This is a genomic window from Streptomyces sp. NPDC001822, assembly GCF_042892135.1.
GTDB lineage: Bacteria > Actinomycetota > Actinomycetes > Streptomycetales > Streptomycetaceae > Streptomyces.
The window spans coordinates 389,709-402,409 of sequence record NZ_JBIATW010000003.1; the positions used below are offsets into that span (position 1 = coordinate 389,709).

At 70.7% G+C, this 12,701-nt stretch carries 11 protein-coding genes; 10 read left to right on the forward strand and 1 reads right to left on the reverse strand.

Annotated elements, in window-relative coordinates; all coding sequences use genetic code 11:
- Nucleotides 1-31: 31 nt before the first annotated feature.
- Entirely contained in the window at nt 32-1,405 is a 1,374-nt protein-coding gene (locus ACFYY2_RS09730) for an FAD-dependent oxidoreductase (protein WP_388739479.1), read from the reverse strand.
- 421 nt (nt 1,406-1,826) lie between these two features.
- On the opposite strand from ACFYY2_RS09730, the gene ACFYY2_RS09735 reads away from it, so the two are divergent.
- From ACFYY2_RS09735 to ACFYY2_RS09780, 10 genes are all read left to right on the forward strand, one after another.
- Nucleotides 1,827-2,225 (forward strand): PGPGW domain-containing protein, encoded by a 399-nt coding sequence (locus tag ACFYY2_RS09735; RefSeq protein ID WP_388739482.1) that lies wholly within the window; start codon nt 1,827-1,829, stop codon nt 2,223-2,225.
- A 93-nt stretch (nt 2,226-2,318) separates the two neighbouring features.
- The gene (locus tag ACFYY2_RS09740; RefSeq protein ID WP_388739485.1) at nt 2,319-3,308 is read left to right on the forward strand and encodes a CehA/McbA family metallohydrolase; all 990 of its coding nucleotides are present in this window, start codon (nt 2,319-2,321) and stop codon (nt 3,306-3,308) included.
- A gap of 364 nt (nt 3,309-3,672) precedes the next feature.
- On the forward strand, nt 3,673-4,422 hold the full coding sequence (locus ACFYY2_RS09745; RefSeq protein ID WP_388739488.1) for a (5-formylfuran-3-yl)methyl phosphate synthase: 750 nt from the start codon (nt 3,673-3,675) through the stop codon (nt 4,420-4,422).
- A 10-nt stretch (nt 4,423-4,432) separates the two neighbouring features.
- On the forward strand, nt 4,433-5,836 hold the full coding sequence (locus ACFYY2_RS09750; protein ID WP_388739490.1) for an aldehyde dehydrogenase family protein: 1,404 nt from the start codon (nt 4,433-4,435) through the stop codon (nt 5,834-5,836).
- Nucleotides 5,833-6,951 carry an NAD(P)-dependent alcohol dehydrogenase gene (locus tag ACFYY2_RS09755; protein ID WP_388739493.1) on the forward strand — a complete coding sequence of 373 codons (1,119 nt, stop codon included), beginning with the start codon at nt 5,833-5,835 and terminating at the stop codon, nt 6,949-6,951. The genes ACFYY2_RS09750 and ACFYY2_RS09755 overlap by 4 nt, the downstream gene beginning before the upstream one ends.
- 92 nt (nt 6,952-7,043) lie before the next feature.
- Nucleotides 7,044-7,949 (forward strand): class I SAM-dependent methyltransferase, encoded by a 906-nt coding sequence (locus ACFYY2_RS09760; RefSeq protein ID WP_388739496.1) that lies wholly within the window; start codon nt 7,044-7,046, stop codon nt 7,947-7,949.
- A gap of 442 nt (nt 7,950-8,391) precedes the next feature.
- Entirely contained in the window at nt 8,392-9,411 is a 1,020-nt protein-coding gene (locus ACFYY2_RS09765) for a LacI family DNA-binding transcriptional regulator (protein ID WP_388739499.1), read from the forward strand.
- A gap of 85 nt (nt 9,412-9,496) precedes the next feature.
- Nucleotides 9,497-10,801 (forward strand): extracellular solute-binding protein, encoded by a 1,305-nt coding sequence (locus ACFYY2_RS09770; protein WP_388739502.1) that lies wholly within the window; start codon nt 9,497-9,499, stop codon nt 10,799-10,801.
- The gene (locus ACFYY2_RS09775) at nt 10,798-11,760 is read left to right on the forward strand and encodes a carbohydrate ABC transporter permease (RefSeq protein ID WP_388739505.1); all 963 of its coding nucleotides are present in this window, start codon (nt 10,798-10,800) and stop codon (nt 11,758-11,760) included. The genes ACFYY2_RS09770 and ACFYY2_RS09775 overlap by 4 nt, the downstream gene beginning before the upstream one ends.
- Before the next feature lie 2 nt (nt 11,761-11,762).
- On the forward strand, nt 11,763-12,695 hold the full coding sequence (locus ACFYY2_RS09780; RefSeq protein ID WP_388739507.1) for a carbohydrate ABC transporter permease: 933 nt from the start codon (nt 11,763-11,765) through the stop codon (nt 12,693-12,695).
- The last annotated feature ends 6 nt before the right edge of the window (nt 12,696-12,701 follow it).

Sequence of the window (12,701 nt, forward strand, 5' to 3'; positions counted from 1 at the left end):
CCCGGTGACGGGGCGGATGCCGGGCCGGCTCTCATCCCGCTACGAGCGCATCCCACTGTCCCCGGGTCGGGCCGTCGTGCTCCGGGGCGAAGTCCGGACGGGCGGCCAGCCAGGCGGTGAGGTGCCGGTCCACCTCGTCGGTGCCGTAGGCGTCCTGGGACGTGCGCACGAGGTGGCGCACCTGGGCCCGTGCCCTCATCACGACGGGGTCGTCGAAGGCGCAGAGCGCCAGCGCCGCAGCCCGCCGGTCCGAGGGCGAAGCGCCCTCGGCGAGGCGTTGCCCGTGGGTGCGGTCGGCCGTCACCTGCGCGTCGAACCAGGGGCGGAGGGCCTGTGTCGCCCAGGCGTGGTAAGCGGCGGGGTCCACTGCTGTCCGCTCGACGTGGGTGGCGAGATGCCGCGCGGCGAGCAGGCCGAGGGCCACGCCGTGACCGAAGGTGGGATTGGTGTGGATGAGGCTGTCGCCGGCGTTGACCAGGCCGGTGACCACTGGTCCGTGGTCGTCGGAGAGAGCTGTCCAGCGGTTGTCCAGGCCGGCCATGGCCAGGACCGCCGACTGCGGTTCGGGGGCCAGATCGAGCCAGGCTGCGGTGGCGGGGAAGCGGCGGGCCACGGCCTCGAACACGGCGGGGTCGGTGAGCGCGCCGCGCGTCGGATCAGTTGTGGACAGCACCAGGCTCACCGCGAAAGTGCCGTTGTCGGACGGGAAGACGCCCGCGAGTGCGAACGCTGAGGCCGAGCCGGTCTTCACCCGCCCCGGGTCCCGGGGGCCCGTGGGACGCAGGCGGTACCAGCGGCACAGATAGGCGATCCCGGTGCGGTGGCTCTCGACCACGGGAGGCCGGCAGCCGGCCGCGACCAGCCAGGCGGGCACAGGCGAGCGACGACCGGACGTATCGACGACGAGGTCCGCCGGGTGCGCTTCCGCGCCCACCCGCAGGCCGGTGACCCGGGTGGGGCTGTCCTCCGCGAAGGTGAGGGCGTGCACGCGCCTGCCTCGGCGTACCTCGACCGTGGGTTCCCGCCGTACGGCCGCGCTCAGGGCGGTCTCCAGCACGATGCGACGGGTGCGCAGGGTCACCAGGTCCTCGTCGCCGGGCCTGTGTGGCGGATGCCCGTCGAACCAGTCGAACTCGTGGTATTCGCGGGCTCCGCGCGCCAGCATGTCCGCGTAGACGTCGGGAGCCTCGGCGAGCAGCACCGTGCGTACCGGCGCGAGGAGTGAGTGCGGCTGGACGGCCTGCGGTACACGGGGCCTGCTCCAGTGGAAGAAACCCTGGTCCGGATCGTCCGCCGCTTCATGGGGGTCCTGCTCGAAGACCGTGACCGAATGGCCCCGTCGGCCGAGCATGAGTGCCGTCCCCAGCCCGCTGATACCCCCGCCGATCACCACAACCCGCGCCACCGCGTTCCCCTTCGCGTCGTGTTGCGGAACGAGCCTACCGCTACATGATCTTCAGCCGGGCACCGCCCTGCCGTTGCCGTTGCCGTTGTCGTAGGCCGACGGCGGGGCCTCTGGTGGTCCTGGGCCGCCACTCGACCGTGGCACACGGGTCGCAGACGCGGCGGCCCGATCGCCGTGACCCGGTCCCGTTGGGCCGGGTCACCGCCCGGCCGGCGGAACCGTGCGACGCTGCCTGCCCGCATGCGCAGCGGAAAGGGTCGGGCGTGTCCGCTCGACCACACTGCGTGGTCGATTGCGCGCGCGGCGGTCCAGCCGCAGCATGGAGGTGAAACCGCGACGGACGGGAGCGATCCCACCGATCAGCGGGGCGAGAGCCGGAGCGGTCCACGGATTCGTCCGGCGTGACCAGGAGGGAAGTGAGGTGCGGAGCCGTAACCCCCTGCGCCGGGGCGCTGCCCTCGTGGCAGGTGCCGCCCTGCTCATCCTGGGCGTCGCGCTGCTGGTCCTGCCCGGTCCGGGACTGCTGCTGATCCTCGCCGGCCTGCTGGTCCTCGCCGACCAGTTCCCCGCCGTGGCCCGCTACGTCGACCCGGTGCGCGACCAGGCCATGCGTGCCGCCAGGGAGAGTGTGGCCTCACCGGTCCGCATCGCCGGTTCGTCCCTCACGGCGGCGGTCCTTCTGACGGCGGGCCTGATCTGGGGGCTGATGCCCGAGCTTCCCTTCGGCGGCTGGCCCACCGGCGTCGGTCTGATTCTCTCCGGTCTCATCCTCGTGGCTCTGCTGGTGTACAGCTACCGCACGACGCGTACCGACGGATGAGAGCCTGACGGCCGCTCCCGTCGGGCTCGGAGGGGGAACGCTGCGCGCGCCGCGTTCGTTCGGTCTGCGTGCCGTCCTGCGACGAGGAGCGCCATGCCGAACCCGGGATTCCCACCTGTGCGGGCACGTGGCCGAGGGGCCGGCTGGTATCGCGGAGACTGCCACGTCCACTCGGTGTACTCGGACGGTGAGCTCAGCCCCGAGGAGCTGACGGCAGGTGCCCGCGCGGCAGGACTCGACTTCATCGCCACGACGGAGCACAACTCCGCCGCCTCGATGGGGGCTTGGGAACCTCATGCCGCAGACGACTTCCTGGTCGTGCTCGGTCAGGAGGTGACCACCAGGGCCGGGCACTGGCTTGCCGTCGGCATCGCGCCGGGGCAGGTGATCGACTGGGACTACGGCGCGGGTGACGCGCTCATCGGCCGAAGCCTGGACCGGGTCCACGCGTCCGGTGGTCTGTGTGTGGTCGCGCACCCGTACGCTCCCTATCCCTCGGGCAGCTTCATGTACTCCCACCAGGATCTCGACGCGATCGAGGTGTGGAACGGGCTGTGGGCGTCGGACCGTCCCTGGAACGCCGACAACGAGACAGCTCTCGCGGAATGGGGACGGGGGCTCGCGGATGGAGTGCGGGCAGGGCTGTGGCGGCCCGCCATGGGGAACAGCGACACACATCTCATCGGTCAGATCGGCATCCCGCACACCGTCGTACTGGCTGAGGGTCTGAACACCCCTGCGCTCCTTGCCGGGCTCCGCGCCGGCCGAAGCTGGATCGCCGAGTCCTCCGGCGTCGAGTTGTCGCTCGCGGTCGTGGCGGCCGGCCGGACCGCGGGGATCGGTGAACACCTGGCCACCTGCGGAGCACCTGTCACGGTGCGTGCACACATACGTGGTGTTCCCTCGGCCGGCGTCAGCTTCCACACGCAGCGGGGCGAGGTGCACCGTGTCATGCTGCCGGAGTCCGGCGCGGGTACCGCCGTATGGCGTACGACCGCCCAGAACACGTCGTTCGTGCGGATCGAGGTGCGACATCCGTACGGTCACATGGCCGCTCTGACCAACCCGGTCGTGCTTGTGTGAGCCGTGAGCCGTGAGTCCTGGACCGGCCCGGGAGGTCCTGCCAAGGCGCGGCGCACGCGGCCGGTTCCTTCGTGCAGGTGTGTTCCTCCCCGCGTCGTTCCTCCGGCAGGTCGTCACCGGCGCCGGTACGGGTGTTCACACCTGCGCGGCCGTCACATGTCGGTGTGTCGCCACCGAGGCTGGTTCCCGACCGGCGTGTACGGCGCACCTGCAGGGGCGCGGACTCCGGGTGGCAGTGATCCGTTCGGTACTCCGCGCGCCCTGCCTGCGGCCACCGCCGGTGGAGATGATGAGCGGACCGCACGTGATCCCGACGACTCCGCACACCTGTCTCCGACAGGCCCATCCGGTGGAAGGAAACACGTTGTTGCTGCTCATCTCTCCCGACGGTGTCCAAGAAGCCCTCGAATGCGCCAAGGCGGCGGAACACCTCGACATCGTCGACGTCAAGAAGCCCGACGAAGGCTCGCTCGGCGCGAACTTCCCCTGGGTCATCAGGGAGATCCGCGCCGCGGTTCCCGCGGACAAGCCGGTCTCGGCCACGGTGGGAGACGTGCCGTACAAGCCCGGGACGGTCGCCCAGGCCGCGCTCGGCGCCGCCGTCTCCGGCGCCACCTACATCAAGGTCGGCCTCTACGGATGCACGACGCCCGACCAGGCCGTCGACGTCATGAGAGGAGTCGTCCGGGCGGTGAAGGACTACCGGCCCGACGCCTTCGTCGTCGCCTCCGGCTACGCCGACGCCCACCGGATCGGCTGCGTCAACCCGCTCGCGCTGCCCGACATCGCCCGCCGCTCGGGCTCTGACGCGGCGATGCTCGACACGGCGGTCAAGGACGGGACACGGCTCTTCGACCACGTGCCGCCCGCCGCCTGTGCGGAGTTCGTCCGCACCGCGCACGACAACGGCCTGCTCGCCGCCCTCGCCGGCAGCATCAAGGCGGCCGACCTCGGGGAACTGACCCGTATCGGCACGGACATCGTGGGAGTGCGCGGAGCGGTCTGCCAGGGTGGCGACCGCAACACCGGCAGGATCCAGCCGCACTTGGTGGCCGCATTCCGGGCCGAGATGGACCGGCATGCCCGGGAACACGCAGCGGCCGCGGCGAGCTGACGCGCCACGCATGCCGACCAACCACTCAGGCCCCTCGACCGGCGCCGGAGCCGGGCGCATCCCGGTGCTCGACCCGGCGACGGGCGAGACCTTCGACGAGGCTCCCGACCAGCATCCTGACGAACTGGACGCAGTCGTCGACCGGGCCCGCGCGGCCTGGCTCGGCTGGCGTGCCGACCCCTCCGCCCGCAGGCACGCACTCATAGCGGCGGCCGACGCCGTCGAGGCGGCCGCGCCGGACCTCGCGCCCCTGCTCACCCGCGAGCAGGGCAAGCCACTGCGCGAGTCGTACGCGGAAGTGGGCCGCACGGCAGCCCGCCTGCGCTACTTCGCCGGGCTGTGCCCCGGCCGTGAGGCGATCACGGACGGGCGGCCGGTGCGCAGCGAGCTGCGGTGGCGGCCACTCGGACCCGTCGCGGCGATCACTCCGTGGAACTTCCCACTGCAGCTCGCCTCGGCGAAGTTCGCGCCCGCTCTCGCCGCCGGCAACACGATGGTGCTCAAGCCGTCCCCCTACACACCTCTCGCCACGAGGTTGCTGGGATCCATCATGTCCACCGCGCTGCCCGAGCACGTACTGACGATCGTCACAGGCCGTGAGCCCCTCGGCGCGCGCCTCGCGTCCCACCCGGGTATCCGGCACGTGACCTTCACCGGCTCCGTGCCCACCGGACGAGCGGTCGCCGGGGGAGCGGCCGCCACACTCGCCCGCGTCACCCTGGAACTCGGTGGCAACGACGCCGCGGTCCTGCTGGACGACGTCGATGTGGACCGTATCGCCGACCGGCTGTTCTGGGCGGCCTTCCGCAACTGCGGACAGGTCTGCATGGCCGTCAAACGCGTCTACGCCCCGGCCCGCCTCTATCCCCAGGTCGTCGAGGCCCTTGCGCAGCGGGCCAAGTCCGCGGTCGTCGGAGCCGGACTCGATCCGGGCTCGGAGCTCGGGCCCGTCAACAACGCCGCCCAACTCGCGCGCGTCGAGCGGTACACGGCGCAGGCCCTCGCCGACGGTGCGCAGGCCGTGACCGGAGGCCACAGGCTCGACCGGCCCGGATACTTCTTCGCCCCCACCGTCCTCGCCGACGTGCCCACCCGGAGCGCGGTGGTGACGGAGGAACAGTTCGGCCCCGTGCTGCCCGTGTTGCCCTACAGAGACATCGACGAAGCCGTTGAGGCCGCTAACGACACCGGCTTCGGCCTGGGCGGCTCGGTGTGGGGAACCGACCTGGACCGTGCCGAGACCGTCGCGGGACGGCTGGAATGCGGGACGGCCTGGATCAACCACCACGCGGAACTCTCCCTCGCCCAGCCCTTCGCGGGCATCAAGGAGAGCGGGGTCGGCGTCGCGGGCGGCCCGTGGGGGCTCTACGGGAACCTCAGACCGTTCGTGGTGCACCGCCCGGAGGACACGTGACCCGCAGGTTCGACGCGGCGGTGCTGCGTACGTACGGAGGGCGGTTCTCGATCGAGGAGGTGCGTCTCGACGAGGGGCCGGCCGACGGTGAGGTCCTGGTCGAGATCGCGGGCTGCGGAATGTGCCGGACCGACCTCGCCGTCCGGCACTCCGCGGGCCGCACGCCGTTGCCGGCGGTGCTCGGTCACGAGGGCGCCGGAGTCGTGACGGAGGTGGGCGGGCCGCACACCGGCCTGAGCGCCGGGGACCACGTCGTGCTGAGCTTCGACTCGTGCGGACACTGCCGGAACTGCATGCGGGCGGCTCCCGCCTACTGCGACTCCTTCGCCTCGCTGAACCTCTTCGGGGGGCGCGAGGAGAACCCGCCTCGGTTCACCGGCGCCGATGGAGGTGCACTGGCCCCGCGCTGGTTCGGCCAGTCCTCCTTCGCGGAGTACGCGGTGGTCCGCGCCCGCAATGCAGTGAGGGTCGATCCCGCACTGCCGGTCGAACTGCTGGGACCGCTCGGCTGCGGCTTCCTCACCGGCGCGGGAGCGGTCCTCAACAGCTTCGGGGCCGGTCCCGGGGACACGGTCGTCGTCTTCGGCACGGGTGCGGTGGGTCTGGCCGCCGTCATGGCGGCCGCAGCCGCCGGGGCGGTCGTGGTGGCCGTCGACCGGCACCCCGGGAGACTGGCCCTCGCCGAGCGGTTCCACGCCGTGCCGCTGCACTCCGCGTCGGCCGGCCTGGACGACCGAATCCGCCATCTGACCGATGGGGGAGCACAGTTCGCGCTGGACACCACCGGCTCCGCCAAGCTGATCAACGACGCGCTGCGTGCCCTGCGTCCCACCGGGCACCTCGGTCTGGTGGCGCGCCTCCACAGCCCGCTCGCGCTCCAGCCGGGGACGCTGGACCGAGGCCGCAGGATCTCGCACATCTGTGAGGGTGACGCGGTGCCCGCCCTGCTGATTCCGCGTCTGACCGCCCTGTGGCAGGCGGGGCGTTTTCCCTTCGACCAGTTGATCCGGACCTATCCCCTCGCCGACATCGACGAGGCCGAGCGCGACTGCGATGCCGGACGTGTGGTCAAACCCGTCCTGATTCCGGATGGGACCCGCCGGCCCGTCCTTTGACCGCGGTGCCCGCCGCGCAGCCCAGGTGCGAGGAAGCACCCGCACCGTCCGAACCCGCACCGTCCGCACCCGCATCCGGAGGAGTAGCACGCATGGCAGAGACCGCACAGCAGAGCACCGAAGTGGAGGGCGTGGACGGGGGAGTCGGTGTGACCGCCCTCCTGGTTGCCGCGGCCCGGGCGATCGAGACCCATCGGCACGACAGCCTGGCACGGGACATCCACGCCGAGCACTTCGTGCGCGCCGCACCCGCGTCGGTGGACTGGCCGGTCCGCATCCAGCAGGTCCCGGACGGCGATGCGAATCCGCTGTGGGGGCGCTTCGCACGCTACTTCGGTCTGCGGACCCGGGTCCTCGACGACTTCGTGCTGCGCTCGGTGCACGGCAAGGGAATTCGCCAAGTCGTCCTGTTCGGAGCGGGACTCGACACTCGGGCGTACCGGCTCGACCTGCCCTCGGGCAGTGTGGTCTACGAGATCGACAGGGCAGGTGTACTGGCCTTCAAGCGAGAGGTGCTGGACGGCACGTCCGCCAGACCGAAGGCGGCGCGCGTGGCGATTCCGCTGGACCTGCGGGCCGACTGGGCCGCAGCGCTGGTCCAGTCGGGCTTCGACCCGGCCGCACCGAGTGTCTGGCTGGCCGAGGGGCTGTTGTTCTACCTGCCGGCCGCCGCCGAGACCTACCTCATCGACACCGTGGACACGCTGAGCGCGGGCGGCAGCTCCCTGGCCTACGAGGTGAAGCTCGAGAAGGACCTGCTGGCGTACCGGCACAGCCCGCTCTACGTGGCGACGAAGGAGCAGCTGGGCATCGATCTCCTCGACCTGTTCGACGCGGAACCGCGACCCGACTCCTCGGGCAGTCTCGCGGGGATGGGCTGGTTCACCTCGGTGCACACCCCCTTCGAGTTCACTCGCCGGCACGGACGCGGCCCGCTTCCCGAGCAGAACGACGCGCTGGAGGGAAATCGCTGGGTGTTCGCCGAGAAACAGCCGTGACGCGTGCGCTGCGGGCCGCTTGGCCCGCAGCGCGGCCTTCGTCGTACGCCGGCACGCTTCCCGCGTGCCGGCGTTCCCGCGTGACGGACGGATCCGCGGCACCCCGGCCGGCGGCCTCACACGTGTGCGCGGGACTGGGCGCGACGACTCCCCTGCGGCGTGTCGACAAGGGCTGTTCGAGAAACCTTCATCCGTAGCGGGAACGCCCCGTGACGGGCGTGGCGGCGCTGAGCTGCGGTGATGACCAGCGGTACAGACGGCCGGCCTCCGCACACATGTGGTCCGGGTCACAGGGGTCCCACTATTGACGCGTGTGTTCCAAACCGGTTTAGTGAACGCCGGTTGAACGTTCAAACCGGTTTAGCATCCGGTGAGGGCGTCACCCGGCAACGTGTCCGTCTTCCCGGGCACACAGACAGCGGAACAGACAGCGGAAGGCGCCATGGCTCGGAAGCCCACCATCGACGACGTCGCACAGCGTGCGGGTGTCTCGCGCAGTTCCGTATCGTTCGCACTGAACAACCGGCCCGGGGTCGCCGAGGAGACCAAGGAACGCATCCTCGCTGCCGCGGCCGAACTCGGGTGGACGCCGAGCCGTCCGGCCCGGGCGCTGTCGCTGGGCAAGGCCGGAGCATTCGGCCTCGTGCTCGCGAGGGAACCCGACCAGATCGGCGCCGACCTGTTCTTCCCGGCATTCATCGCGGGCGTCGAGATCGCCTTGGGCGAGCGCGGCGACGGGCTCATGGTGCACCTCACCACCCCCGAGCGGGAGCAGTCCGTGTACCAGCGGCTGGCCGCCGACCGCCGGGTGGACGGAGTGCTCCTTACCGACCTCCGCCACGACGACCCGCGGCCCGCCCTGATCCACCGGCTCGGGCTGCCCGCGGTCGTGGTGGGACAGAGCGACTGGAGCGACGGGCTCAGCTCCGTCGGTCTCGACGACCGGCCCGCTTACGTCGACGCCGTGCGGCGCCTCGCCGAGCTGGGACACCGGCGTATCGCCCATGTCGAAGGGCCCCAGGAGTTCCGCCACGCGCACCGCCGCCGGGTGGCCTGGGAGCAGACACTGCACGCCCTGGGACTGCCGGAGGGGCCCGTACGGCCCGGCGGCTTCACGGCCGAGGGCGGCGCCCGCGCCACCCGCGAGCTGCTGTCGCTGGCCGAGCCGCCCACCGCGATCGTCTACGGGAACGACCTCGCCGCCACGGCAGGACTGTCCGTGGCCCAGGAACTCGGCGTTTCGGTTCCGGACCGCCTCTCGGTCGTCGGCTACGACGACACCAGTCTCACCCGCTACACCCACCCGCCGCTCTCCTCCGCCCGCGCCGACGCGCGCGGCTGGGGCGAGGCCGCGGCCCGTGCCCTGGACGGGGTGCTGGCCGGCGAGGAGGTGGCACACGTCGTGCTGCCGCCCGCCGAGTTCATCCCCCGGGCTTCGATCGGCCCGGCCCCTCGCGTCTGACGCGCGAGGCACCGGGCCGACGAGGCACGGCAAGGAATTTCCCGTCCGGCGACGAGGCCGGGCGTGAACAGTTCGGAGAGTTTGCATGCTGAGGAGAACGGCGTACTCGCTGGTCGCGCTCGCGCTCGCGGGTGCCGCGACCGCGACCGCCTGTGGGCGGTCGGCACCGGACCAGGCGACCGCGGCGACCGCACGCGGTCCCATCACGGTCTGGCTGTCGAACAACGCCCAGGAAGTGGCCTGGGGCAAGAGCATGGTCGGCGCCTGGAACAAGAGCCATCCGGACCAGCACGTCACGGTCCAGCAGATTCCGGCGGGCAAGACCTCCGAGGAGGCCATCAGCGCCTCGATCATCGCGGGCACCAGCGCGTGCCTGGTCTTCAACACCGCGCCCGCTTCGGTGCCCACCTTCCAGAAGCAGAACGGTCTCGTGCCGCTCAGCGACTTCCCCGACGGTGACGCCTACATCCAGAAGCGGGGCGGCGCGCTCACCGACCAGTACAAGTCGCAGGACGGCAAGTTCTACCAGCTGCCCTGGAAGAGCAACCCGGTCATGATCCTCTACAACAAGAAGATCTTCAAGAAGGCCGGTCTCGACCCCGAGCACCCTCAGCTCGCGACCTACGACCAGTTCCTGAAGACCTCCCGCACCCTGGTGCACAGCGGCGCCGCCAAGGCGGCGATCTGGCCGGCGCCCAGCAGCGAGTTCTTCCAGTCCTGGCTCGACTTCTACCCCGCCTTCGCCGCCCAGACCGGCGGCAAGCAGCTCATCGAGGACGGCAAGCCGCAGTTCGACTCGCCGGCCGGCCGCCAGGTCGCCGCGTTCTGGCGCACGATGTACTCCGAGAAGCTCGCACCGCAGGAGCTGTACCCCGGCGACGCGGTGAACGACGGCAAGTCCGCCATGGCGACCGTCGGAGCCTGGGCCGTCTCCGCCTACAAGGACAGCGTCGACATCGGGGTCGCCCCCGTGCCGACCGCCGACGGGAAGTCGGCGGACAAGACGTACTCCTTCAGCGACGAGAAGTCCGCCGCCATGTTCAGCGCCTGCCGCAACCGCGGCACCGCCTGGGACCTCCTGAAGTTCGCGAGCTCCGCGAAGCAGGACGGAGCGTTCCTGGAGGCGACCGGCCAGATGCCGATGCGTGAGGACCTCACCGAGCGCTACGCGGACTTCTTCGCGAAGAAGCCGCTCTACAAGGCGTTCGCACGACAGGCCCAGCACGTGGTCGAGGTCCCCAATGTGCCGGGGTCCATCGACATCTGGCAGGCCTTCCGTGACGAGTGGACCAAGTCCGTCATCTTCGGCGGCGAGCCCACCGACACCGGTCTGCGTAAGGCCTCGGAGAAGATAACCAAGCTGCTCGACGAGTACGGGGACCAGTCATGACGAACCTCCGAACCGCCGTCACCGCCCCCCGCGCGGGCAGCGCCGCCGTCGGCGGCCCCGCGCCGGCGGAAGGCGCCGCGTCCCGCCACCGGCGGCTCACCTCCTGGACCGGCTCACTGTTCGTGACGCCGTACGTGCTGTTCCTGCTCGTCGTGTTCGCGGTCCCCATGGTCTACACACTGTGGATCTCGTTCCACCGCTTCTACTTCACGGCTCCCGGCACGCACGTGGACTCGCCCTGGGTCGGGTTCTCCAACTACCGGGACGTCTTCACCGACCCCGTCGTGGGCCGGGCCTTCCTCAACATCGCCGTCTTCCTCGTCATCAACGTGCCGCTCACGGTGCTTCTGGCGCTGGTCCTGGCCGCGGCACTCAACGCGAAGATCCGCTTCCGCGCCTTCTTCCGCGCCGCCTACTACCTGCCGTACATCACGGCGAGCGTCGCGCTCGTCGGGGTGTGGCAGTTCCTGTTCGGCTCGGACGGTTTCGTCAACCACCTCCTCGGCTCGCACGCGCCGGACCCCTCGTGGCTGGTCAACTCGCACCTCGCGATGCCGATGATCGCCGTCTTCGTCACCTGGAAGCAGCTCGGCTTCTTCGTGATGCTGTACCTCGCCGCGCTCCAGAACGTCGGCAAGGAGCTCTACGAGGCGGCCTCCGTCGACGGGGCCGGCCGCGTGCGGCAGTTCTTCTCGGTGACCGTGCCGGGAGTGCGGCCCGCGACGACCCTCGTCGTGATCTACGCGGTCATCACCGGAGCCAACCTCTTCAGCGAGCCCTACCTGCTCACCGGCGGCGGCGGTCCCGACCACGCCTCCACCTCGCCCGTCCTGCTGATGTACCAGAAGGGCATCGAGCAGGGTCACCCCGACTTCGCCGCCGCCCTGGGCGTGGTCCTGGTGGGCTTCGTCCTCGTCATCTCGCTGGCCGCCCGCAAGCTCACCGAGAGGGGCAACTGAACATGAGCGTCTCCACCCCCGCCCCGGGATCCCGCACTCCGGTGAGCCCGGCCGCAGAAGCACCGTCCTTCGGCACCCGGAGGACCGGCACGCGGTCCGCCAACGCCCGCCGCACCCGCGGAACGGTCGTCAAGTACGCCGTCCTCTCGCTGGGCGCGCTCGCGTTCCTCTTCCCCTTCTACTACATGATCGTCGGCTCGCTGCGGAAGACGACGACGGGCGACCTGTCCTCCGCCGTGCCCAGCGGGCTCACCGGCAGCAGCTACTCGGCCGTCAACGGCGCGATCTCGCTGGGGCGGTCCCTGCTCAACTCCGGCATCATGACGATCGGTGTCCTCCTGTGCACCCTCGTCTTCGGCGTGCTCGCCGGCTACGCGCTGGCCCAGCTGCAGTTCCGCGGCCGGGGGACCGTCTTCGCCTCCCTGCTGCTCGTGCAGATGGTCCCCTTCCAGCTGCTGACCCTGCCGCTGTACGTCCTCGTGGTCCGCGACTACGGGCTGGGTGACAACTACATCGGGATGATCCTTCCGTTCGCGATCAACTCGACGGCCGTCTTCCTGTTCCGCCAGTTCTTCCTCCAGATGCCGCAGTCCCTCTTCGAAGCGGCCCGCCTCGACGGCGCGCGAGAACTGCGCATCCTGTGGAGCGTCGCGCTGCCGATGGCACGCCCCGCCGTACTGACCGCGATGCTGCTGACCTTCATCGGACCGTGGAACGAGTTCCTGTGGCCGTTCCTGGTCACCAAGGACGTGCACAAGCAGCCGCTGGCCGTTTCCCTGGCCAGCTTCCTGTCCAACCTCCAGGGCACGGTCGCCAACCCGACCGGCGCCCTCCTGGCCGGCGCCTGTGTGCTGGCCGCCCCCGCAGTGGTGCTGTTCGTCCTGTTCCAGCGCCACTTCACCTCGACCGACATCGACTCCGGAGTAAAGGGCTGATTTCCC